Here is a 23,457-nt window from a genome sequence, read left to right on the forward strand (position 1 = left end):
AGAATAACAACTTTCAAAAGCCGGAATCCTGAGGTGATTGTACTATGTTAAAACGAATAATATTTCTCGTAATTGTCATTGTACTGCTTAAGCCGACATATGATTTCGGCTCTAAGTTGGTAAGTGATGTAAATGTTTTATTAAATGAAAATAATATAAATATACAAGATGCAACTTCAGAAGTTCTATCAAACGTATCTTCTACTGCGAAAGATACGATTGTCCAAACTGCTTCAACTATTACAGCAGTGGATGCTAAATTACCAAGCTCGGTTGAAACAACGGAGGAACTGGCTGAAGCTTTTTATTATCATTTTAGTCGCTGGGAAACAGATTTTGAGATTCGTTATGATGGAAGTACAACTAATATCGAAACAATTATTGAAACTGCTGTTGAAGAAGCTGCTAATCGGGATCAATATATTCTCGGCCATCTAGCTGATCGGAAAATAGAGTTTGAATATAATCAATTTGGTGCAAACATAAAAGTACATCAATCCTATTTAACTAATGTAGCACAAGAAGAAGTAGTAAATGAAAAAGTAGCAGCTATCCTTGCTACAGTAGATCCAGCATCATTGACGGATTTTGAACGAGTGAAGTTTGTAAATGACTATATTGTAAAAAATACAGAATATAGTGAAGAGACGTCAGCAAGTCCTCACAGTGCCTTTGCAATTGTGCAAGAAAACAGAGGGGTTTGCCAAGGATATGCATTACTTGCGCTTAAAATGCTGCAAGCACTTGGAGTAGAAACAAAATATATTGTCGGGGAAGTATATACTGGAGGCCATGCTTGGAACCTAGTAAAAGTCGATGGAGAATGGTATCATCTTGACACAACTTGGAATGATCCGACTCCAGATCGAAAAAATATTGTCAGCTATGGATACTTCCTAATGAATGATGAAAAGATGGAGCTTGACCATAGCTGGATACAATCTGATTATCCAAGTGCCGACAGTAATAAATACGCATTTATGGCTCAAGTAGATCATGCTTATGAAGTAGATGGGATGATTTACTATAGTAATGTGGATGATAATAATAGGTTATATCGACTCGATTTAAATACAGGGGAAAATACACGGTTAACGGATAGTCGAGCACAATACATTGTTGGATATAGTGATTGGCTATATTTTAGCAATTATTCTCATGGTGGATATTTATCAAAAATTAAAAAAGACGGTACAGAAGAGTCTATTATATATAAAAAAGAAGTAAATAATTTATTTGTTGAGGATGGAAGCGTTTATTTTAATACTGATAGCGGCTTGAAAAAAATAGAATTATGAGGCTGGGACAAAACTAAAAGACGCCATTTTTCTTGATGAGAAAAATGACGTTTTTTTGCTAAGCGGAAAATTGATTTCCGTTCCGGGGACGCGCATCCAGGGCTGGCCCAGAGCCTCCTCGTCGCTACACTCCTGCGGGGTCTCGAGTCACGGGCTGTTCCCGCAGGAAGCTTTGTACCTGACGCTTCGCTTTCGGTACAGAAAAACATTGCTCTGTAGCGAAAGGCGCAACCGGCAGCTACACTCGCCCCTTCACTTCAATCAATTTTCAAAAATTATCAGATTCTTATTAATGATAAAAGAGAATTCTTACAAAAAATCCACTTATGTCCCAGCCCCTTTCTTACCTCCAGTCAAGCGTTTTATAGGAATTAATTGTTCGGAGTGATGATTTTTTTGTTTAGGAGGGGGGTACCCCCTCCTAAACAAAAAAATTGTGCATAACAAATAGACCTAACGATATTTCATTTTTTCGAAAGGTCATTTATGTTATAGTTAAATTACCATTTACGCACAGGGGCTAGCTGTGTTGTAATCGTATGGTAGATTGTGTTGAATAAGATGAAAAATTAATTTCAAAAACTTATTTATACACGCGATGATGGCAACCTTATGAGGCTTTCTCTGAGGTTGCATTTTTAATTTGTCATAATAATCAACGAGATGATTGGTTATTGTTTTACGTAATGTAATCATCGTTTTTATCATAAAAAATAAGATTTTCCGTAACTTCTTATTTCCTCGCTTATTAATACGATCTTGGTAATGCGTGTTGCCTGATTGATAAGTCATAATGTCGATTCCCACATAGGCGTTTAATTGTTTATGATTTCTAAACCGTCGAAGATCACCCAACTCTCCAATAATACGGACGGCTGTTGCTTCACCAATCCCAGGAAACGATAGAAGGACCTGATATTCAGAACGATCTTTCGAAAGTTCAACCATTTGTTTCACAAGCTGTTCCTTCTTTTCCTTTAAATCGGCTATGCGCTTTGCATAATCTTTTACTTGTTCACATCGAACATCTGTAGAGGTTATAGCTGGATAGGATTCTTGAGCAGCTTCTAATAAAAGAATCGCCTTTTCTTCTGCACGTTTTAATGAAAGGTTTTACGTGTATTCTCTTTTAACCTGTTCCGAAACGGTTTTAGAATGTGCAAGTAGTACTCTAGGATGAGGATAAAGTTGCACGATGTTTAAAAATAAAGCAGATTTTGGCGTAATGAGCTTCTCTAACTCTGGAAAACTCAGTTGTAAAATGGCATGCATTCGATTCCTTAAATGGTTCATTTCTATGTCAACTTCGTCATAGTACCTCGTTAACGCTCGCATCTGTTCATAATATTCATCCTGTTGGTATGTATAGTCACGTTCCATTTTAAAATGTGTTTTCGCTAATTCATGTGCATCGCTTTTATCGGTTTTATGTCGTCGCATGGAGGCCATTTGGAGGTTCGCCTCTAACGGATTCATTCGACTATACCGATAGCCATGATCACGTAAAAATTTCTCTAGTCCTTTTGAATAAACACCTGTCGCTTCAAATACAATTTCAGGTACTTGGCCGTCAAGAATCGTTAATTGGTGTAACCTTTCATGAAGTGTTTGAAAGCAAGAACGTGTATGTTCAATTTCACCTTCAAATTCACATTGTTTATAACGGTCATAAATCGTCATAGTACTTTTGCCTTTACTCACATCAAAGGCAACAACATGTTTCATATAATCTTCTCCTTTATAGCTAATCATAGAAGGCTTCACAGTACCTTATCGATTCCATTTTCTTATACACGATCTCTTGGACCCAACATACTAAACTGATTCAAATAAGGGTGTGAAGTTAGCCGGTTTTTAATACGGATTCTAAAGGATCCCAGGGGCTGGTCGGCTTTCCTTCACTTCTACTATAAAAAAAAGTAGCACAAACCATGGCCATGGTTTGTACTACTAATGTTAGTATGTTTTTTATAAACTAAACAATGCTCTTTTAAAAATATATTCGATTGGACTTTTGTCGCAAACTGTAAAAGTTATGTCCGGATAAGTTTGTACTGTATATTGCTGTAGTAAGTTTAAGATAATAGGATTATGTTGTAGAACCCCGCCATTTACATAAAGAGTTAATGGTTTTTTCACATAATTGATTTTCTGCAGTGCTGATTTTACTAAAAAATAAAGTTCTTTTGCTGCTTGCCGGGCTATTGCAATTGCCTGCTCATCTCCAAGTATAACAGCATCTTGTAAGATTGAACTTATACTTGCGATTTGGGCATTTGTATAGTTAGGCTGATATAGCCATGTTATAAGCTGCTCAGTTGTTTCAATGTGCAATTTTTTATAAAGATGTTCCTTTAAGACGGATGTTTTTTCTAAACGTCCATCTTCCATTCTAAATACAATGCTTAGAATTTCTTTCCCGATCCAATATCCACTGCCTTCGTCACCAGCGCGGTGTCCCCATCCTCCTGTACGTACAATGTATCCATTTCCATCAGTAGCCATGCAAATCGAACCAGTTCCAGAAATAATTAGGGCACCAGGATTTTTCAAACCGACTAAGCCAAGTAATGCTGAGTGTACATCATTTTCAATAATTATCTTTTCTATTTTAAAAGGCACCTTTTGACAGCAGAATTCAATGACTTCACTAACTAATTTCAAATCAGAAGCGCTATCAATTCCAGCTATAGCAAATGCTGCGACGTCTATCTTTTCTAAATTTGTAGATTGATATGCATCCCAAAGTAATTCATTTAAAACTTCCTTAACAGCATGAGCTCCTATTGTTTGAGCATTTGAGCCAGTAGAAGTTTTTTCAAAATAACATTCCCCGTGTTCAGAGCGTATTGATAGAGTGGTTTTTGTAGCTCCTCCATCGACTGCTAAAATAATTTTCTCTTTCATTCCTTGTTCCAACCTTCAAGGAATTGATTTAACTGTTCTTCACATTTACGTATGGTATCAATTTTTTCTTTTACCCAGTTTTCTAACAAGGGTGATACTGCTTGTGCCTGAAGGAGTGAACTACGCATTGTCTCCGGTGCAGGGCCGCCAGCTAATGTACGGACTTGAACAAAAAATTCAGGTTTTAAAGCTTTATAGAACTCTTCTTTTGAGATTGTTAAAGGCTTTTGAATTATTTCTAATGCTTTTTCATTTGCAAGTTCCCAAGTTAGGCTCTCAAGTGATTCCTGTTTTTTAGTTAATAAAGCTTTTATACAACTGCTAACGATTTTATGTGCTTGTCGAAACGAAATTTTTTCAGAGCGAACAAGGGAATCGGCAAGCTCAGTTACGTTAGCAAAGCTGTTTTTGGCTCGAGTTAATAATTTTTCTTTATTAACTTCCATTGTAACTATTAAGCTGCCGAATAGTTTATAAATTCCTTTTAATTTTTCCATTGCTCGCCATAGGTATGGCTGCATATCATCTTCTGTATCGACAATATCCCCAAAAGGCGTATTATGAATCATTTGTAATACGGTTGAAGCATCTCCTACAACAGATGATAGCAGGGAGCGCGTATGCTCTATCGAAACTGGATTTCGTTTTTGTGGCATAATTGAGCTAACTTGAACATATGGGCTTGCTAAACTAAATGCATTGAATTCTTGTGTCGCCCACAGTAGAAAGTCTTGTGAAGTTCTCCCAAGATTAAGTGCTGCAAGTTGGACGACGCTTGCTGCTTCCCCGATATAATCTGCTCCTGCAACTGCATCCCAGGCATTTTCTATAATATCGTCGAATCCAAGAAGATCTCTCATGCGTTCTCGGTTAATATTAAAACCTGTAGTAGTTAAGGCAGCAGCCCCCATACTACTTTGGTTAATTGTTTTGTAAGCACCTTGCATTCGTTTAAAATCACGAGTAAGCTGGTCAATTACCGCTTTCAAATAGTGTGCAAAGGTTGTAGGCTGTGCTTGTTGTGTATGGGTATAGCCAAGCATGATAGTGTCAACATGCTCTTCTGCAAAAGCTATTAAAGAAGACCTAAAGGATAACAGTTCCTCCATGAGTGAAAGTAGTCTTTTACGTAAAGTCATACGGTAGATAGCAATTCCCATATCATTTCGACTTCGCCCAATATGCAAATTACCTGCGACATCTCCAGCTAGCTCGATTAGTTTATTTTCAATTCGGAAAAATAAATCTTCAAATTGTGGGTTGTAATCTCGATGCTCATAGTAGTCCAAATCTAGTTTCGTAATGGCCTGCCCAATGAGTTTCGCCTCTTCTTTTGTAACAAGTTGTTGTTCTTCAAGCATCTTTAAATGGGCAATATGTATTTGCACCATCAACTTCAAAAAATGTTTTTTAGCTTCTTCATATGCTGGCTGTAGTACCATTTGACGATAACTAGTAGAAGGGAACTGATTGCCCTCAATTTCATTAATACGGCTTTTATAATCTTGAAACATATAGAATCACCCCACAAAGAATTACCTATAATATTCCAATATCTTTTAACTATGAAATCAACAAACAAATTAACTCATTCATATTAAATGTTAAACTGAATTTTTTCTTTGGGCTATAACAGTTGGTAATACCATACCAATTAGTACTATTACAATGCCAAATACCTGTATAATAGTTAATTTTTCATGTAGTACAGCAACTGAGGCTAGGATTGCTACAGGTAATTCCATTGCACTTAAAATAGATGAAAGACTGCCACCTACTTTTGGAGCTGCAATGGAGAATAATAAAATTGGCAAAATAATACCAAACACCCCTAAAATAAGTCCAAAAATCCACAAGGGACTATTTACTAATGTGCCATTCCAAAGAATTTCAGGGGATAAGAAGATGCTAATAACAATCAGTGCAACAAATGACATGAGAAGTGTACGAGAAATTATTGATATTCCTTCCACCTTTCTTGAATTAATTTGAATAAATATTGCAAAGCTAGTTGCTGCAAGTAATCCGTAAACCCATCCTTGCCAAGCAATAGCTGATAAATCGGTATCAAGAATACCCGCAGCTAAAATAGTTCCGGCTAATAAAAAAACAAGGGAGATTATTTCAGGCCGGCTTGGAAACCTTTTATGTAAGATGCAATCAATAAACATCCCAATCCAAGTAAATTGAAAAAACAATACGACAGCAAGGGATGCAGTCAAGTACTCTAATGATTTTCCGTAAATGATTCCAGTTGTTGCAGTAAAAATACCTGCACAAACAATCGTAAGTAACCCAGTTTTATTTAAACGAGGCAAGCTTCTTTGTGTAATAACAAACAAAATTAGCGCTAGAAAAAAACCAACCATGTATTGGCTTGTGACAGCTTCACCGGATGTAAAGCCTTGTCCCATGGCAACCTTAATAATTGTTGATAAAATACCGTAGCTGCTCGATGCAATAATGATTAGCAGTGGATATAGTAGTTGAAATTTCATGATGTATTAACCTGCATTTCTATTTAATTTACTAACCGTATGATAAAACAGTTTATCGATAAATGTCCAATTTCTACAGAATTTAGGAATTATTTATGTTAAAGAAGGAATTGAAATCAAGGAACACGAAAATATTTATAGGACATTTTTGAAAATTTTAGAAAAATCATTTTCCTACCATTTTAAACATGTGAAAGATAAATTTGATTATTAATGAATATAATGGTATTTTTATATAATTTTTAATACTTAAATCTTAAAATTTATAGAAAATAGAATATTTTGTAATCAAAAAGTAATTTTAAATATATATAAATATTTATATTATAGGTTTATATACCCTTGTTATTATCTCTATTAAAAGGTAAAAAGTGATATGTGTATATTCAATTGATAATAATAATTCCGGAGGGATACTTATTGAGATTAGAGTAATCAGTAAAAGCTGAAAAATTTTATTTCATGATGCAAATAATAATTTTGTCGTAGTTTTTCCGGAAATTGCTAGAACAGTAAAATTGACATCTCGACGACTACAAGAGTTTGTGTGCTGGAAATATAAACTTTGTGTAAACAGTTCAAAAGGGAATTGTTTTTCAGAAATGTTGTTCTTTATAAGAAATTATAAATAGAGAGATCAATTGGAAAGAGTCTGAAGTTTGGAGGGAGCAAAATGCTGTATTTATCTAGAAAATCGGAATTTTCAGCTACTCATACGTACAATAATCCGCGGTGGAATAAAGAAAAAAATAGAAAGATATTTGGCAAATGCAACAATCCAAATGGACATGGGCATGATTATAAATTGGAAGTAATGGTTAGAGGAACGTTAAATCTGTCTTCTGGCATTGTTGTAAATACAGCGGATATTAAGCAAATTGTCAATCATTTTTTAGCAGAAGAACTTGATGGGAAATTTTTAGATAGAGAGCATCCTTTTTTTATAAAAAATATCCCTACTACAGAGAATATTGTGAATTATATTTGGGAGTCGTTAAAACCGCAGTTTAAAGGATGTGAACTTTATCGTTTAAGACTTTATGAAAATCATTATTTATCGGCTGAAAGGAAGATCGATAGTATGACATATTTAACGAGACAATATCATTTCTCTGCGGCGCATAGACTACATAGCATTTATTTATCTGATGAAGAAAATAAAAAGTTATTTGGAAAGTGCAACAATCCTAATGGACATGGTCACAACTATTATGTTGATATACAAGTAAAGGGAGAGCCTTCAAAAGAAACAGGGATGATAATAAATTTGGCTGATTTAGATGAAATCGTTGAACGTGAGATAATCGATAGATTCGATCATATGAATTTAAATTTAGATACAGAAGAATTTAAGGAGTTAAATCCTACTTCAGAAGCTGTCGCAATGGTGATCTACAAAATATTAAAGTCGCATATTCCTAATCTTCATAAAGTAGGAATTTGGGAAACTGATAAAAATTATTTTGAATATTTAGGTGAGGGTGATTATGCTATTTGACTGCAATATCTTAAAAGGTAAAAATGTCGCAATAACCGGTGCTACAAAAGGGATTGGTAGAGCTACTGCCATCCTTCTTTCATCAAAAGGTGCAAATCTATTAATTGGGTCGAGAAGTGTTAAAGAATTAGAAGAATTATCCGCTATATTACCAACTAAGGTAATTCCGCAACAACTTAATATTGAAGATGAACGTTCAATAACCAACTTTCTTAATGAAGGGGTATTAAAATTTGGGAAAATAGATGCTTTAGTTAACTGTGCGGGATATGGATCATTTAGCTCCTTCTTGGAATTACCAATAGAAGAATTTGATCGCATGATTTCAGTTAATTTAAGAGGATCTTTTTTAGCTTCACAATATTTTGCCAAGCATATGATAAAAAACAAACGAGGTCAAATTATTAATATTAATTCTATTGCGGGAACTGCAACTCTTGAAGGGAATGCAGGGTACTCTGCATCTAAATTTGGGTTGCTTGGATTATCAAGAGTAATGCAACTAGAGTTAAGAAAGCAAGGGGTATATGTAACATCTGTACTTCCTGGATCTACTAATACACAATTTTGGGATCACATCGAAAACCATCCAGAAAAATCTAAAATGATTCCTCAAGAAACAATTGCTAAGCATATTGCGGCAATCTTATGCCAACCAGATGGTGCAGTAATTGATGAAATTACTATAATGCCGCCATTAGGCATACTTTAAGCGGGGAGTGGTATTGAAAATGAATCCGCTTCTCAGAAGACTACTAGGGGGGGAAGAACCGAAGAATGTTCAACAGCCCCAAACATTAGCCACTATTGATTCTTTACAGCTACATCAAAGAGTATCGATTGTTGGATGGATTGCAAATAAGCTAGGTCAGCTTGTCGATGTAGAGAGTTGTAATAGCGGCAGATTAATAATCGAGGCATTAAATAAAGAGTTGAAGAATTTAAATTTGGACAAACAAGAGGATTATCTTTTTTATCTTGCTGACCAGCTTGTCTCTTGGATAGAAAATGGGGAGGACGTTTATTTTAATATTCAGATGTTGGAGCTTGAGGCAAAATACCATAAAAGTCTGCTTGAAATATATGAAATCGTAAAAACTGATGAATCGATTTATTTTAATAAAAAAGATCTCGAAGGAAAAGAAATTTGTGCAGAGGAACAAATATGGAGAATTTATAGAGATGTTATGCACGCAGCAAGTCAAAGGAAATTCCTTCTAATAAAGGAAGAGGAACTAGAGGTATATAAAAATGGACAAGTTTTATGCATAGAGCCTGTTATTGAAAAACAAGATATTCCAAAGGCAAGAAATAAAGCAAAGGATGTTTTGCAATGTTTAGGATTGTCGCAAAGTAAAATTTCAAGCTATGTATTACTTATTTCAGAAGGGATAACAAACGTACTTAAGCATGCAAGAGATGGTAGGCTCATTTTGATACAAACAAAGCAATCTTTAAATGTGATTATTGAAGATAAAGGTACTGGATTTCCTTTAAACATTTTACCTTATACAGTTTTAACTGAAGGCTACTCTACAAAAAAATCATTAGGACAAGGATTTACATTAATGATGAAGCTTGCAAACCGCGTATTGCTTAAAACATCTAAGGAAGGTTCAACGGTTGTTTTAGTATTCGAAAATGAAACGGGTGAAAACGATGGATTTGAATAGCGATAAAACGATTCAAAAGACAATACTATCGAGTGTTTTACAAGAAGGCTTTTGGAGTAGATGGATTGCACATGGATTGCAAAAAGATGTTATTAACAATAACCTTTCGAATCTCGCAAGTCTAGACGGATGGATTAATGTGTTTCAAAAAGAAGCAAAAAATCTAACATTACAAGCCGTAAAATATACCGACAATCAAAACCGTGCCAAAGCTGAACAATGCTATCGTCTGTCCGGTCAATATTACAACTTAATTCAATGGATATTACCTGAGCCGAATAATAGGAAAATGAGCTGGTACAACGAGTGCTTAGAAGCTTTCAAAAAGGCAGATAAGCAGTCTAAGGATGATATTATAAAATATACATTAAAAGTTGACGATAAAGAATACATCGGCAGAATTAGGAAGCCCCTTAGGGAGCAATCTGCAATAGTTATTATAGTCAACCCAATTGACTCCAATAAAGAAGAATTATACACATATGAGACTGATTTTGCTGAAGCGGGTTTTATCGTACTTAACTTTGATGGCCCTGGTCAAGGTGAGACACTATTAATCCATAAGCATAAAGCTAACAAAGAGAATTGGTCATCTTTCTTAAGTGGTGTTATTAAATTTGCAAACAAGGCATTTCCAGGACTGCCAATCAATTTGTTTGGTACTAGTTCTGGTGGTGCTTGGGCGATTGAAGCTGGCAAAAATCCATTCGTATCAAAAATAGTTTCTGTAAGTCCACCGCCGGGAGCTGGCATTAATCTTCCCGATTATTTCAAGAGCCGTATGTCTAACGTTTTAGAAGATGTTGATAAGGGTTTTTTACCTGATTTCAAAGAATTACAATTAGTCAATAACATAATCGTATTTCATGGATTGCAGGACGTCATGATGGATAGTCAGGAGCTATTTAACCTTTACGACCAGCTTTCTCCTGAAAAACGCCTTATCACTTATGAGGATGAGGGGCACTGCTGTAATTTTAAATTGCCGGAATTAAGACAAAGGTCAATAAATTGGCTTAAAGGGGAAAATATCAATGGTGTTTAAAGACTTTTCTAAAACATTGTTTGAAATAATAGATATGGAGCCTATTTCAGTATCGGAAACTACTAAATTTAAAGAAGAATTAGAGATTGACTCCCTTCAATTAGTTAACCTAGTAATTGCTGTCGCAGAGCAATTTAATATTCCATTCGAGGTATTTATCCAAAATACCGACAAAATCCAAACTGTTGGAGGGCTTTTTGAAATAGTGGAAAGTGTGGGTAATTATGAAACTACTTGAACGAGTGTTTTCAAACTTAAGCCTAGATACCGTATCCTTAACAACATTTAAAGGTTGTTATACAGCTAATCAGTTACTACATCGAGTAAAAAAATATGAACACTTGTTAACCCCGCTTAATATAAGCGGAAAACGTGTTGCTCTACTTGTACCTAGCATTGAAGAGTTTATTCCTTTAGTACATACAATTAACCATTTGGATGGTACAGTTATCCCTTTAAATGGCCAATTTAGACAAGCGGATTTAACAAATGTTTTAAACCTTACTAATCCTCATATTATTTTTTCAGTTGTCCATTATAGCGGGTTTAACTTTTTGAAACTCATTAAAGAGTGGGCGAGTGAAAAGAAAGGGCATACTGTATTCTTTACTTCTACTGATTGTGTTGACTGGGAAACTAGTGTGGTGGATGGAAACGAAAAGTTAGTAGAAGTTGATCTTAAAAAAAGCTATATTTTTTGTACTTCGGGAAGTACAGGTACCCCAAAAGGCTTGGTGTTTGATGATCAATCATTTGACTATTCCTTTAGACATATTTCAGAATTCTTTGAACTTAAAGCTGCTGATACAGTTATGATATATACCTCGACAAGTACAATATTTGGAGTGCTTGCAATGAATATTGTAATTCATGGAGGGGCACATGCCATTATTCCGAATGAATTTGACTTACAAAAGATTATAGGTTTAATGAGTGAAAAGAAGTGCAATAAAATTGTAACTACTCCTTCAATCCTAAAAGCCATCTATTCGTTTTCGAAGCAATTAAAACCCGATGTGATGGAGCACATAGAATTAGTTTGTTTAATTGGTGAATACATTCCAGAAAACTTTACAGCATCATTCCCATTATTAAAAAATGCTCGATTTAATTCGCAGTATGGAAGCTCTGAAACAGGGGCTATTGCGAATGCCAATCTCCTAAATACTGATGAGTATGAGTTGGTTGATGGAGCGGAAAGCAAGGTGGTAGATGGAGAATTATATGTAAAAACGGGGGCACTTTTTACAGAATACTATAATAGCCCAGAATTAACGGATAAAGTATTTGAGAATGGTTGGTACAAAACTGGAGATTTAGTTGAATTCGTAAATGAAACGACTTTTAAAATCATAGGAAGAAAAAAAGATTTGATTAAAAAAGGTGGTCAGCAAGTGATACCTAGCGAGGTGGAACTAGTAATTTCTTCGTTAGAAGGGGTGAAGCGAGTGTGTGTGTTGGGAGCCCCACATAATGTCTATGGTGAACAGGTTATAGCCTTCATCGTAGCAAACAAGCTGACATCCATCGATATTCGCTCACATTGTAAAGGAAAAATCGCTGCTTATAAAATACCTGATAAGGTTGTATTTATTAAAGAATTACCTATTAGACAAGGTAAAGTTGATAAAATAGCATTAAAATCTATGTTTAATTATTTGAGGGAAGAAAAATGACAAAAGTAGAAGATAGAAAAGAAAGAAAAAATACGTTAAGGCAACAATTTGTTTTTCGGATGCTTATTGTTTTGTTAACCATTTCAGGACTGTCAGCTGTCTTTCAATATTATTACCTCGGCAATCAAATTGACCATAATGTAAAAGGAGAAGCAATAAAAATTGCTTATAGTATTGAACAAGGAATTCATGAAACTAATTCTGCTTCAAGGGCAATTGAAAATCAGCTAGATTTAAGATTAAAAGTAATTGCACAACGAGTAAGCGATCGTTTAGGGACAAAAACGATAGATAATATTACAAATGAAGAACTTAAGGCAATTAGTGAGGAATTTGATATTGCGGGTATTACCATTTTCGCACAGCAGGAAGATGATATTGTAGGGGTAAAATCAACAGCACCAAGCGATATAGGATTTAGCTTTAAAAAAACTCTGGGCCCTGAAAACGAAGCGTTTATTGGGATTAGTAATTTATTAAACGGCAAAGAAATTACTCAGAGTACTGAGAGCTATGTTGACCAAAACACTATCATTCTTTATACTACTCAATCAGGCTCAAATCAGGACGAAACTTCACTTTACAAATACGCTTATTATCATGGGGAGGGGCAGGACTATGTAATAAACCTTTATATAGAAGCGAATGAAGTTTATCAGTTTACACAAAAGGTTGGTCCTAATAATTGGATAGAAAAAGTGCTGAAAACTAATTCATTAGCAAAAGAAGTAGCTGTACTGGACCCTAATGTATACGCAGACCCTTCTTTAGCTGAAAAGTTGTATCCTCCTTTACAAAAAGTTGTATATGGGGAATTTAATTTAGCTGATCGAAAAGATGAGGATATTTTAGCCTCAATAGCTAAAGAGCCAAAGGAGACGGCTTATATCACAGAAATTGATTCTAGAAAGATTTATAAAATGTTTATCCCAATGGATAATGGGAAAGTTATTTTTGTCGCCTTAGATTATACTGCAATGATTTTACCTGTTAAAAAAATTTCAACATTTCTGCTTATTACTAGCTTTATCAGCTTATTAGCTATGTTTATACTATCAACCCAATTTTTCAACTCGATATATAAAAATATTCAAGTTATCATTTCACAAATTAAGAAGCTTGAATTGGGCGATTTTACTTCCCGAAGTGAAGTAAAAGGAAAAGGCGAGTTAGCTGATCTTTCCGCAAGTACAAACCATATGACAGAAACTTTAAATAAAGTATTAAGAGAAACAACAAAAGAAGCTTCTAAAGTTCAAAGAATGTCCTTGGGCTTAAAAGAAGAAGCGGATGAATCTGTTGAAAAAGTTTATGATTTATCAATTGACCTTACTTCAAAGGCTCGAGAAGATGCTTATAACATCTCGGATTTTTTAGAACTTGTAGAAGAAAAAATAAAAAATCTTCCAAATAAAGATGATATTGAGCATATCTTGTTAAAAACTGAAGAAATTCGCCAAATATCAGATAACCGTTCAGAATCTACAACAGATATTACGATTACCTTATTTGATCTGCTGAAATCATTGCAAAACCAGTCAGATGAGCTTTCGGAAATTTCAAGTAAATTATTTGAGAATATGTATAAGTTTAAACTATAAAAACCGCACTCCAAATTAAATATGAATGCTTAATTTTTTGAATAGTAGACTTCCTAATAATAATAGAATGTCATTATTGTTGGATTTGTGCACTGGAAGAAACTTTCACAAAATTTGTATACATAAAAATTGGGGCGTGCAATTAATTTTTGATTTAACATCAAGCTTGATGAAAGCAGCAAAATAGCTCCTAGATATTCATAGTCACAAAAGTGCTAGACGCCACTTTTGTGATTTTTTTGCTTAATCATATATTGATTTGGTGCTATAGGACTTGCTTATATGTAAAATACGTAATTCCCTCTAGAATAAAGGGTTCTTATTAACTATCTGAATAGTATAAAACTTTAATTTTATGCTATTTTTATGATAATCTTAATAGAGTAACTATTCGGAGGTTGGACAACCCATGGAGCAGTCAAATAAAGGTTTCGTATTAGTTTACGGAGATGCTTTTGTTGATTATATAGCGAATGATATGACGAATACATCATTCACAACTTATTTAGGTGGTGCAACAGTTAATGTTGCCGCTGGAATAAGCAGAATTGGTGCCCCATCTGCATTAGTGACAATTACAGGTGATGATAAGACGTCACAATTTGTCCGTGCAGAGCTAGATAAAGAAGGCGTTAATATGGAGTATTCAATTTTAATGCCAGAAAAACGGGTAAGTGGTGTCTATGTTCATCTAACACAAGAGTGTGAACGAATTTTTAAAGATTATGTAGATGAAACGCCAGACTTGCAAGTATTGCCCGAACAATTAAATGAAGATGCTTTTAAAAAGGCATCGGTTTTCAATGTATGCTCAGGAACAATGTTTCATCCCACAGCCCTTGCTACAACAAGAAAAGGGATTGAAATGGCAAAAGATAAGGGGACTATCATTGCTATTGATGCAAATATTCGTCCGTTGCGTTGGGACAGTGAAAAAGTATGCAGGGAAACAATAACATCTTTTTTCGAGGATGCGCACATTCTTAAATTGACTGATGAAGAATTATATTTCTTAACGCAAACAGATAACTTAAAAGATGGAATTGAAGTTATCAATCAATTTTTAGTACCGATTGTACTAATTACAGTAGGTGCAAATGGAGCTTATGCTTTGCTTAATGGAGACATCATCCATGTACCGTCAGAAAAGGTTGAAGCGGTTGATACAACAGGAGCAGGTGACGCATTTATGGCGGGGGTTTTACGATTTGTTCATTTCAATGGTTTGCCTACAACTGCCGAAGAATTAGTAAAGTGCGTAAGTTTTGGCAATAAACTAGGTGCCTTTGCTGCTACAAAACCCGGCGCCCTAACAGCACTACCACATTATGATGAAATAAAAGATTGGTTATAAATTATAAAAAGTAATGGTAATTCTAAGAACTAGAATTACCATTACTATTTTTTAAACTAACATATAAAGACCCATTTTCTAAAACTTGAGCATAATAAACATCTTCAATATTTTGTATTTTTTTCTTTCGAAGTTTATTCCGCAGCCACTCTTCTGTTAAATCCAGTTCCAACAAATTTTTTGAATGGATTTTGCCATTTGCAATAACTTCTGTAGGTACAAAAGGTGGTATTGTAATATCTGCTTTTACATCTGGCTTTGTTGCAGGACTGTGTGCTGGTTTTTTTATTACACTCAATTCCCCATTTGTTTCAAAAAGAGCATAATGTACTTCGTCGACAGAAAAAATACCCTGTTCTCTTAATAACATCGTTAACTCATCTGTATGAAGTCTGGCTTTTTTTAACGCTTGATTCATAATGACGCCGTTTTTAACTAAAATCATAGGCTTGTCATCGATTAAAACACGGGCTTTTGTTGAATGCAATGTAATAAAGCTTACTAATAAAGTTAAAACCGTCCACCATATGAGCCCAATTAGACCATCTATAAACACCCCATCTGCCTTGGATGAAATTTCAGCGGCAATAGAACCAAAAGTAATCCCAGTTACATAATGGAAAAATGTAAATTGACTTAGCTGTTTTTTTCCTATAATTCTTGCCAAAATTAAGATGGTAGTAAAGGCAACGGTTGTACGAAATATCATTTCAAAAATGTTTACCTCTGTAAATGCTTCCATTTTAGAAACTCCTTTCAATCCTTTACCTAGCATGGGCTAAAACGTTGTACTGTATACAAAAAAGGCTATTTCCGTTTAATGAAAACGAAAATAGCCTTTTTGATTATTGAGCAGGACTTAAAATGGCATGGATAAGGTGTGGATTGCTAACGAATCCTTCTTTTATAGTAATTTCATGCATTTTATTTGCAAACGAAAATTTAAAAATACCATTATCAAAATCTGTTCCAATTTCCTTGAAAAAGATGCCTTCCAATGATTCAGATTTTGGACAAGTAAACACAATTTTATAGTTTTCAATATCTCTAATAACATAGGCGCGGACACCCTTTTCATATGTGCCGTATGCTTCGTCTTCTATCGGACGATTTACAGATACGATGTGGAAATCAACAAAAGGAACTTCTTTTAGCAAAACGTTTAAGAAAGAACCCTTTGTAATTTCCTCCCATCTACTTTGTGCGCTTTGGCCAACAATAATTTGAGTAATATTGTTTTCCTTTGCAACTTCAGAAATTACTTTTTGAATCGGACGTTTTTCATTATCACGAATGATAAATTTTTCAACCTCAAGCTCTTCAGCTAATTGTGTCCATTTTTCTATATATCCGGATTTTTCTGCATCGAAAGCATCAAGTGGTTTTGTATCTACAGTTAATATATAAAGTGGGCAATCTAGCAACGTCGCAAGCTTATGTCCACGACGAATAAGACGTTCACCGTTAAGTCCATAATATACACAAACTAAAATACTCTCATCCGTTATTTTCACATGCTTCATTATCGTTTGCTCCTCTTAAAATTAGTCCAGTATAAAAATATATCATAATATTTTTTAGAAAATAAAAGTATAAATAAGCAGAAGTGAATGTGTATTAAGTGCATCTATGACATTTCTATTGTATACTGAAATTGTAATATTTAATGTATTTTTAGTAAAATATTATTAATTTGTAATAAATTACTTATTTTTATAAGGTGGTTTGAAATAAATGATTTCCCTATATGACACAATATTATGAAGAGAGCATACTGGGAAGTCAAGTAAATATAAAGATAGAGTTAGGAGGTTTTAGCTTGTGACGCTTGATTTTGCCATTATTATACTTCCTTTTTTTATGGCAGCACTTATGCTTATTTTTTATAGGCGACTGAAAAAGAAATATATTGGTTGGATAGTCCTAACTATCCCGATTAGTCTATTCATTTTATTGACTACATATATCCCTCGTATAGTAAACGGTGAAACGATTACTCATACATATGAGTGGATCCCCTCTTTTGATTTAAATTTCACAACTTATATCGATGGACTAAGCTTAATATTTGGCTTACTTATTACAGGTGTAGGCAGTTTAGTCATCTTATACTCCAATTTTTATTTATCAATGAAAGAATCTTTGCATCACTTTTATTTATATTTATTACTATTCATGGGTGCAATGCTTGGTCTCGTTTTTTCAGATCATTTAATGGTGTTATACGCATTTTGGGAGTTAACCAGCGTTTCATCTTTTCTATTGATTGCTTTTTGGCATCACCGGAAAGCGTCTAGAGCAGGTGCGCGGAAATCAATGACTATTACGGTTTCAGGCGGCATTGCGATGTTAATTGGTTTCTTAATGCTATACCAGATATCAGGGACATTTAGTATTCGAGAAATTATTGCGAATATAAATGTGATTAGTGAACAATCATTATTTGTTCCAGCACTTATATTAGTTCTTTTCGGTGCATTTACGAAGTCTGCACAATTCCCATTTCATATTTGGCTGCCAGATGCAATGGAAGCACCTACACCAGTTAGTGCATATTTACACTCTGCAACTATGGTAAAGGCTGGTATTTATTTGGTAGCTCGTTTTACACCTATCTTTGGCGGAGAGCTTGTATGGTTTTGGGCTGTAACAGGTGTTGGATTAATTACGTTATTCTGGGGATCCTTTAATGCAGTTCGCCAGGTTGATTTAAAAGCAATTTTAGCCTTTTCTACAGTTAGTCAGCTTGGCTTAATTATGAGCTTGCTCGGATTAGGATCTATTGCTATATATTTAGGCTCTACGAAAGAAAGCATTATTTATACACAGGCCTCATTTGCTGCACTTTTCCATTTAATTAATCATTCAACCTTTAAAGGTGCCCTGTTCATGATGGTCGGTATTGTCGATCATGAGATAGGGACTCGGGATATAAGACGTTTAGGTGGGCTAATGTCATTCCTGCCATTTACCTTTACAATTGCATTAATTGGATGCTTTTCTATGGCTGGATTACCGCCATTTAATGGTTTTTTGAGTAAAGAAATGTTTTTCACAGCAGTATTAACAATTACAGAATTAAATATTTCCTCCATCCAAAGTATTGCATGGTTCATCCCTATTATCGCTTGGATAGCAAGTGTTTTCACATTTGTATATTGCCTAATTATCGTTAGTAAAACGTTTTTCGGAAAAATTAAGCCTGATATTTTAGAGAAAAATCCACATGAGCCGCCATTTGGAATGCTAGTTCCACCATTTATTCTTATTGGACTTGTTGTAGTTATTTTCTTCTTCCCAAATTTACTAGGCAACAATATTTTAAAGCCCGCAATGTTAAGTATTTTCCCAGCATATTCTTCCGCTGAAGAAATTGCACCTCATGTCTCGGCATGGCATGGGTTTAATACGGAACTGCAGTTGACTATAGGTGTTGTTATAGTAGGGATTATTTTATTTATAACGGTTAAATATTGGAAAAGGATTTACCGCATTTTCCCACAACAATGGACGTTCAATGCCATTTATGAGAGGGTTATCACATTTAGCGAAAATACTTCAGAAACCGTTACCAAGCGCTATATGAATGGTGATTTAACCTATTATTTTATTTATATCTATATGCTTTTCATCGCAATCGTAGCGGGCGTTTTTCTTTATACCGGAGCTTTTGAGTGGGATCCGTCGAAGGATGCCGCCATCGAGAGTTATGAGTTGCTCTTAGTGTTTATTATGATATTCGCATCCGTAGCGATAATCTTTGTAAAAGGACGAATATCGATGGTGTTATTAAATGGGGTGCTTGGCTATTCTGTTGCATTCCTATTTGTTATTTTCCGTGCGCCAGATTTGGCATTGACGCAGCTCGTTGTCGAATCTGTAACAACAGCATTATTCCTGCTCTGTTTTAAGTACTTGCCTGACTTAACACCAGAAAACGATTCAAAACGCTCCATAATGTCAAAGGGATTTGTCTCTATTTTGGTAGGAGCTACCGTTTCAATAATTGGTCTAGCAGTAATTAATTACGATAAGTTTAAATCAATCTCGACATACTTTGAGGATTCCTATCATTTAGCAGGTGGAAAGAATATTGTTAATACAATTTTAGGAGATTTCCGCGCTTTTGATACGATGCTGGAAGTTGTTGTTCTCTTTATAGCCGGCTTAGGAGTATATACGCTCATTAAGTTGAAAGCGAAAAGGGAGGATGCAGATAGTGAAAATTAATGATGTAATTTTAAGAACGGTCGTTAAGGGTGTAGTATTCATTATTCTAACCCTAGGTGTTTACTTGTTTTTTTCTGGACATAATGCACCTGGTGGAGGATTTATAGGAGGACTTGTTTTAGGTTCGGGGATTGTACTTCTTTATATAACCTATGATCTTGAGACAGTTCATAAAAAAATGCCTTTTGATTTTAAAAAAGTTGCAGCATTCGGAGTTTTATTAGCTACTGGTTCTGCAATTGGTTCTCTCTACTTTGACGCACCGTTTCTATCACAGACGGATGCTTATTTCAACATCCCAATTCTAGGGGAAAAACATTTAACAACAGTAACAATTTTTGAGGCAGGCGTAGCATTAACTGTTATTGGAACGCTTGTAACGATTATTTTAAGCATAAGTGAGGATGAATAATATGGAATCTTTAATGGTTGTATTAGTTGGGATTCTTGTATCAATAGGAACCTATTTAATTTTATCTAGACATATTATTCGTGTAATTTTGGGAACAGCTATTTTGTCACATGCAGTTCATCTGCTAATTTTGACTGTTGGAGGACTTAAAACAGGTGGCGTTCCATTACTAAGTCAATCGGATGGACCATTTACAGATGCTTTGCCTCAAGCATTAATATTAACAGCAATAGTTATTAGCTTTGCAACTACTGCATTTCTTCTAGTGTTGGCGTATCGGGCTTACAAAAAAAATGGTTCAGCGGATTTTCGTGAATTGAGAGGAATGTCTGATGAATAATTTACTTGTTTTGCCGATTATTATTCCAATAATAACGGCAGTATTGCTTGTTTTTTTGCGCAGTCACATAATGCTCCAACGGATTATAAGCCTTGTTACAATGCTGTTTCTATCCTTAATATCATATGTGCTGCTGGAACTAATACAAATAGAAGGGATTCTAAGACTAGATTTTAGCGGATGGCTCCCTCCTTTCGGTATTCTATTCGTTGCTGATTCATTTTCATTATTACTTGTTTTAACTGCGAGTATAGTAACGACGATTTGTTTAATTTATGCGTTTTCCACGATAGGTAATCGCCATGAACATATGTTTTTTTACCCGTTTGTGCTGTTTTTAATTGCAGGAGTCAATGGATCATTTCTAACGGGAGATATTTTTAATCTTTTTGTATGTTTTGAAGTAATGTTGTTAGCTTCCTATGTATTAGTTGCCCTTGGTGGAGAACGGATTCAATTACGTGAGTCATTAAAATACGTACTTATAAATGTAGTGGCTTCCTGGATGTTTCTAGTGGCGCTTGCATATTTGTATGGCACATTAAAAACACTAAATATGGCCCATATTGCAATGCGAGTTTCGGAAGTTGGGCAAGATCCAATGCTAACAACTGTAGCAATTTTATTTTTAGTTGTATTTAGTTTAAAAGCTGGATTACTTCTGTTCTTTTGGTTGCCAGGTTCATATAGCGTGCCGCCAACCGCAGTGCAAGCTTTGTTTGCTGCATTATTAACGAAGGTTGGGATTTATGCACTTATCCGCTTATTTACTTTAATGTTCCCTTTAAATCAAGAGGTGACACATACTATTATCGGAGTAATGGCAGGATTAACGATTATTGCGGGTTGTATGGGAGCTTTGTCGGGCAGAGATGTTTATACAATAGCAACATACAACGTCATCATTGGGGTTGGTTTTATTTTAATCGGTCTTGCAGTTGGTACGGAAACAGCAATTACAGGTGCTATCTACTATTTAATTCATGACATGATAGCAAAGGCGTTATTATTTTTATTAATTGGTATGATGATTTATTTAACGGGTGAAACCGTTGTTAAAAAAATAAGCGGGTTAATCCGCAATTATCCATTATTTGGTTGGATATTCTTTATCGTTATGTTAGCGTTGGCAGGCATTCCACCATTAAGTGGCTTTGTTGGGAAAGTTTTAATTGGCCAAGGTGCTATTGAAGAGGGTTCCTATGTATTGCTTGGAATTGGCTTTGGATCTAGCATTATCGTTTTATATTCTTTATTAAGGATCTTCCTAGCCTCATTTTTTGGAGAAACAACGATAAGCTTCGAAGATAGAAAGCCTATTCCGAAAGGCGCAACAATGTCGTTTATTTTATTAGCAATTTCAATTGTTTACATTGGTGTAGGAGCTGAAGCAATTTCAGTTTATGTAAAGGATGCGGCAAGAACTTTAATAAATCCTTCTATTTATATAGATGCGATATTAAAGGGGTGAGTTGATGTTAGGCCAGTTTATTTTAAATCTGTTCATTGCACTATTATGGCTATTGTTAGCAGATGAACCAATTCCGCAAATAACAACCTTCTTTACAGGGTTTGTAGTAGGAATAGGCATTTTATATGTGATGCATCGCTTTTTTGGAACACAATTTTATTTAAGAAGAGTGACTAAAATTATATATCTCATTTTGTTATTTATTAAGGAGCTAATCAGTTCCAGCTATTCAGTAATGAGATATATCCTCACACCAAAATTGGAAATTACTCCTGGTATTTTTACATATAAAACGAGCTTAAAGGGAGAGTGGGAAGTGACTGTATTGGCACTTCTATTAACACTTACCCCTGGTTCGGTTGTAATGGAAGTGTCGGAGGAAGGTAATTTATTTTATATCCATGCGATGGATATTGAACAATCAAAAGAAGAGGTTATTCGGTCAATAGGGAAATTTGAGAAAGCGATTTTGGAGGTAACACGATAAATGAAGGAGACTATTTTATTAATTGCATTAACATTGTTTATGGTGGCCATTGCAATTCTTTTATACCGTGTCATCGTAGGCCCTTCTATGCCAGACAGAGCTATTGCGCTTGATACAATCGGTGTGAATTTGATTTCAGCAATTGCCATCGTCTCAATAATGTTAAAGACGAAGGCCTTCCTGGAAGCGATTCTAATATTAGGTATATTAGCATTTATCGGAACTATTGCCTTTTCGAAATATATCGAAAGGGGTGTCATCGTTGAGCGTAAAGGAGATTCTTGAGTGGGTTGCTATATTATTAATTTTACTTGGCTCCATTGTTAGTGTCATAAGTGCTCTTGGTCTAATTAGGCTTCCTGATGTTTATACGAGATCACATGCTGCATCAAAAAGTTCAACTTTGGCAGTTTTCTTAAGTTTGTTAGGGGCATTTATCTATTTTTGGTTCCATGATGGATATGTTAGTATCCGACTAATTTTAGGGATTATATTTGTTTTCATTACTTCACCTGTGGCAGGACATTTAATTTGTCGAGCAGCCTATCGTTCACGAGTTCCATTAGCAGAGGGCTCTGGTAGTGATGAGCTAAAGCCTGCCTTATATGGGGGAGATTCGGTAATAATTAATACTGATGAGAGTTTAAATAAAGAAAGTTATCCCCAATAAGAAAGGAACTGTTCAGAAAGTTTTATTCTCTGGACAGTTCCTTTTTATGAATTGTGGATAAGTTTTTAAGGATATTAAGGTCAAATTTAAGTGAACTTGTGGACAAATGAGAAGGTTGAGGATAAAGCTGTGGAGAAAGTTGAATAAGTGATTTTTAAAGAGTGAAACTGTGGATAATTTTTTAAGAAAAACTCGTTGCGGTAAGGAAAATATTACAATTACATTATAGGTCTATTTATTCCTACTTGAATGATACAAAGCATGTTACTATTATTTAAAGATGGGCTAAGAATGTGC

Annotated in this window: 21 protein-coding genes and 1 pseudogene; 16 read left to right on the forward strand and 6 right to left on the reverse strand. The window is 34.8% G+C overall.

Annotated elements, in window-relative coordinates; all coding sequences use genetic code 11:
- The first annotated feature begins 44 nt into the window (after positions 1-44).
- Complete coding sequence (locus tag MKY04_RS00880; protein WP_346235179.1) at positions 45-1,298, forward strand: transglutaminase domain-containing protein; 1,254 nt, start codon at positions 45-47, stop codon at positions 1,296-1,298.
- Positions 1,299-1,805: 507 nt separating this feature from the next.
- Here the strand turns inward: MKY04_RS00880 and MKY04_RS00885 are convergent.
- The 4 genes and pseudogenes from MKY04_RS00885 to MKY04_RS00900 all read right to left on the reverse strand — a co-directional run bounded on the left by MKY04_RS00885 (position 1,806) and on the right by MKY04_RS00900 (position 6,703).
- Positions 1,806-3,023, reverse strand: a pseudogene (locus MKY04_RS00885) (IS110 family transposase).
- A gap of 243 nt (positions 3,024-3,266) precedes the next feature.
- Positions 3,267-4,205, reverse strand: coding sequence for an N-acetylglucosamine kinase (locus MKY04_RS00890; RefSeq protein WP_126295694.1), 939 nt, complete (start codon positions 4,203-4,205; stop codon positions 3,267-3,269).
- Positions 4,202-5,719, reverse strand: coding sequence for an argininosuccinate lyase (argH, locus tag MKY04_RS00895; protein ID WP_126295693.1), 1,518 nt, complete (start codon positions 5,717-5,719; stop codon positions 4,202-4,204). The genes MKY04_RS00890 and argH overlap by 4 nt, the downstream gene beginning before the upstream one ends.
- 90 nt (positions 5,720-5,809) lie before the next feature.
- Positions 5,810-6,703: an EamA family transporter gene (locus tag MKY04_RS00900; protein WP_126295692.1), complete on the reverse strand. Its 894-nt coding sequence runs from the start codon at positions 6,701-6,703 to the stop codon at positions 5,810-5,812.
- Between the two features lie 673 nt (positions 6,704-7,376).
- On the opposite strand from MKY04_RS00900, the gene MKY04_RS00905 reads away from it, so the two are divergent.
- The 8 genes from MKY04_RS00905 (at position 7,377) to MKY04_RS00940 (ending at position 15,550) form a co-directional block, all read left to right on the forward strand.
- Positions 7,377-8,201: a 6-carboxytetrahydropterin synthase gene (locus MKY04_RS00905; protein ID WP_126295691.1), complete on the forward strand. Its 825-nt coding sequence runs from the start codon at positions 7,377-7,379 to the stop codon at positions 8,199-8,201.
- Positions 8,191-8,913, forward strand: a complete 723-nt coding sequence (locus MKY04_RS00910) for an SDR family oxidoreductase (RefSeq protein ID WP_346235180.1) — start codon at positions 8,191-8,193, stop codon at positions 8,911-8,913. Before MKY04_RS00905 ends, MKY04_RS00910 begins: the two co-directional genes overlap by 11 nt.
- Positions 8,914-8,932: 19 nt before the next feature.
- The gene (locus tag MKY04_RS00915) at positions 8,933-9,874 is read left to right on the forward strand and encodes an ATP-binding protein (protein WP_126295689.1); all 942 of its coding nucleotides are present in this window, start codon (positions 8,933-8,935) and stop codon (positions 9,872-9,874) included.
- Positions 9,861-10,919 carry an alpha/beta hydrolase gene (locus tag MKY04_RS00920; protein WP_126295688.1) on the forward strand — a complete coding sequence of 353 codons (1,059 nt, stop codon included), beginning with the start codon at positions 9,861-9,863 and terminating at the stop codon, positions 10,917-10,919. The genes MKY04_RS00915 and MKY04_RS00920 overlap by 14 nt, the downstream gene beginning before the upstream one ends.
- The gene (locus tag MKY04_RS00925; RefSeq protein ID WP_126295687.1) at positions 10,909-11,157 is read left to right on the forward strand and encodes an acyl carrier protein; all 249 of its coding nucleotides are present in this window, start codon (positions 10,909-10,911) and stop codon (positions 11,155-11,157) included. Before MKY04_RS00920 ends, MKY04_RS00925 begins: the two co-directional genes overlap by 11 nt.
- The gene (locus MKY04_RS00930) at positions 11,144-12,595 is read left to right on the forward strand and encodes a class I adenylate-forming enzyme family protein (RefSeq protein WP_126295686.1); all 1,452 of its coding nucleotides are present in this window, start codon (positions 11,144-11,146) and stop codon (positions 12,593-12,595) included. The genes MKY04_RS00925 and MKY04_RS00930 overlap by 14 nt, the downstream gene beginning before the upstream one ends.
- Positions 12,592-14,196 (forward strand): methyl-accepting chemotaxis protein, encoded by a 1,605-nt coding sequence (locus MKY04_RS00935; protein WP_126295685.1) that lies wholly within the window; start codon positions 12,592-12,594, stop codon positions 14,194-14,196. The genes MKY04_RS00930 and MKY04_RS00935 overlap by 4 nt, the downstream gene beginning before the upstream one ends.
- A 409-nt stretch (positions 14,197-14,605) precedes the next feature.
- Complete coding sequence (locus MKY04_RS00940; RefSeq protein ID WP_346235181.1) at positions 14,606-15,550, forward strand: carbohydrate kinase; 945 nt, start codon at positions 14,606-14,608, stop codon at positions 15,548-15,550.
- A 22-nt stretch (positions 15,551-15,572) separates the two neighbouring features.
- Here the strand turns inward: MKY04_RS00940 and MKY04_RS00945 are convergent, their stop codons facing one another.
- Together MKY04_RS00945 and MKY04_RS00950 are read right to left on the reverse strand one after the other, a co-directional pair.
- On the reverse strand, positions 15,573-16,292 hold the full coding sequence (locus MKY04_RS00945; protein ID WP_185807797.1) for a YetF domain-containing protein: 720 nt from the start codon (positions 16,290-16,292) through the stop codon (positions 15,573-15,575).
- 103 nt (positions 16,293-16,395) lie between these two features.
- A complete protein-coding gene (locus MKY04_RS00950) occupies positions 16,396-17,073 on the reverse strand; it encodes a universal stress protein (RefSeq protein WP_126295683.1) in 678 nt (225 codons plus the stop codon).
- A 298-nt stretch (positions 17,074-17,371) separates the two neighbouring features.
- Between MKY04_RS00950 and MKY04_RS00955 the strand changes: the two genes are divergently transcribed.
- The 7 genes from MKY04_RS00955 to MKY04_RS00985 are packed head-to-tail and all read left to right on the forward strand — an operon-like array spanning position 17,372 to position 23,160.
- Entirely contained in the window at positions 17,372-19,780 is a 2,409-nt protein-coding gene (locus MKY04_RS00955; RefSeq protein ID WP_126295682.1) for a Na+/H+ antiporter subunit A, read from the forward strand.
- A complete protein-coding gene (locus MKY04_RS00960; RefSeq protein WP_126295681.1) occupies positions 19,770-20,192 on the forward strand; it encodes a Na(+)/H(+) antiporter subunit B in 423 nt (140 codons plus the stop codon). Before MKY04_RS00955 ends, MKY04_RS00960 begins: the two co-directional genes overlap by 11 nt.
- 1 nt (position 20,193) lies before the next feature.
- Positions 20,194-20,532, forward strand: coding sequence for a Na(+)/H(+) antiporter subunit C (locus MKY04_RS00965; protein WP_126295680.1), 339 nt, complete (start codon positions 20,194-20,196; stop codon positions 20,530-20,532).
- A complete protein-coding gene (locus MKY04_RS00970; protein ID WP_126295679.1) occupies positions 20,525-22,003 on the forward strand; it encodes a Na+/H+ antiporter subunit D in 1,479 nt (492 codons plus the stop codon). Before MKY04_RS00965 ends, MKY04_RS00970 begins: the two co-directional genes overlap by 8 nt.
- A 4-nt stretch (positions 22,004-22,007) precedes the next feature.
- A complete protein-coding gene (locus tag MKY04_RS00975; protein ID WP_126295678.1) occupies positions 22,008-22,490 on the forward strand; it encodes a Na+/H+ antiporter subunit E in 483 nt (160 codons plus the stop codon).
- Positions 22,491-22,775: a Na(+)/H(+) antiporter subunit F1 gene (locus MKY04_RS00980; RefSeq protein WP_126295677.1), complete on the forward strand. Its 285-nt coding sequence runs from the start codon at positions 22,491-22,493 to the stop codon at positions 22,773-22,775. It abuts the gene before it with no gap.
- On the forward strand, positions 22,753-23,160 hold the full coding sequence (locus MKY04_RS00985) for a Na+/H+ antiporter subunit G (RefSeq protein ID WP_126295676.1): 408 nt from the start codon (positions 22,753-22,755) through the stop codon (positions 23,158-23,160). Before MKY04_RS00980 ends, MKY04_RS00985 begins: the two co-directional genes overlap by 23 nt.
- Positions 23,161-23,457: the final 297 nt, after the last annotated feature.

The sequence above is a fragment of the Lysinibacillus telephonicus genome, assembly GCF_039654155.1.
GTDB classification, from domain to species: domain Bacteria; phylum Bacillota; class Bacilli; order Bacillales_A; family Planococcaceae; genus Ureibacillus; species Ureibacillus telephonicus.

What these genes read in the sequence shown, in the direction of transcription:
- MKY04_RS00915 (WP_126295689.1), top strand. Translation starts at nt 8,933, where the DNA reads ATGAATCCGCTTCTCAGAAGACTACTAGGGGGGGAAGAACCGAAGAAT.
- MKY04_RS00880 (WP_346235179.1), top strand. Translation starts at nt 45, where the DNA reads ATGTTAAAACGAATAATATTTCTCGTAATTGTCATTGTACTGCTTAAG.
- MKY04_RS00950 (WP_126295683.1), bottom strand. Translation starts at nt 17,073, where the DNA reads ATGAAGCATGTGAAAATAACGGATGAGAGTATTTTAGTTTGTGTATAT.
- MKY04_RS00930 (WP_126295686.1), top strand. Translation starts at nt 11,144, where the DNA reads ATGAAACTACTTGAACGAGTGTTTTCAAACTTAAGCCTAGATACCGTA.
- MKY04_RS00965 (WP_126295680.1), top strand. Translation starts at nt 20,194, where the DNA reads ATGGAATCTTTAATGGTTGTATTAGTTGGGATTCTTGTATCAATAGGA.
- MKY04_RS00945 (WP_185807797.1), bottom strand. Translation starts at nt 16,292, where the DNA reads ATGGAAGCATTTACAGAGGTAAACATTTTTGAAATGATATTTCGTACA.
- MKY04_RS00910 (WP_346235180.1), top strand. Translation starts at nt 8,191, where the DNA reads ATGCTATTTGACTGCAATATCTTAAAAGGTAAAAATGTCGCAATAACC.
- MKY04_RS00890 (WP_126295694.1), bottom strand. Translation starts at nt 4,205, where the DNA reads ATGAAAGAGAAAATTATTTTAGCAGTCGATGGAGGAGCTACAAAAACC.
- MKY04_RS00920 (WP_126295688.1), top strand. Translation starts at nt 9,861, where the DNA reads ATGGATTTGAATAGCGATAAAACGATTCAAAAGACAATACTATCGAGT.
- MKY04_RS00925 (WP_126295687.1), top strand. Translation starts at nt 10,909, where the DNA reads ATGGTGTTTAAAGACTTTTCTAAAACATTGTTTGAAATAATAGATATG.
- MKY04_RS00970 (WP_126295679.1), top strand. Translation starts at nt 20,525, where the DNA reads ATGAATAATTTACTTGTTTTGCCGATTATTATTCCAATAATAACGGCA.
- MKY04_RS00980 (WP_126295677.1), top strand. Translation starts at nt 22,491, where the DNA reads ATGAAGGAGACTATTTTATTAATTGCATTAACATTGTTTATGGTGGCC.
- argH (WP_126295693.1), bottom strand. Translation starts at nt 5,719, where the DNA reads ATGTTTCAAGATTATAAAAGCCGTATTAATGAAATTGAGGGCAATCAG.
- MKY04_RS00975 (WP_126295678.1), top strand. Translation starts at nt 22,008, where the DNA reads ATGTTAGGCCAGTTTATTTTAAATCTGTTCATTGCACTATTATGGCTA.
- MKY04_RS00900 (WP_126295692.1), bottom strand. Translation starts at nt 6,703, where the DNA reads ATGAAATTTCAACTACTATATCCACTGCTAATCATTATTGCATCGAGC.
- MKY04_RS00935 (WP_126295685.1), top strand. Translation starts at nt 12,592, where the DNA reads ATGACAAAAGTAGAAGATAGAAAAGAAAGAAAAAATACGTTAAGGCAA.
- MKY04_RS00940 (WP_346235181.1), top strand. Translation starts at nt 14,606, where the DNA reads ATGGAGCAGTCAAATAAAGGTTTCGTATTAGTTTACGGAGATGCTTTT.
- MKY04_RS00905 (WP_126295691.1), top strand. Translation starts at nt 7,377, where the DNA reads ATGCTGTATTTATCTAGAAAATCGGAATTTTCAGCTACTCATACGTAC.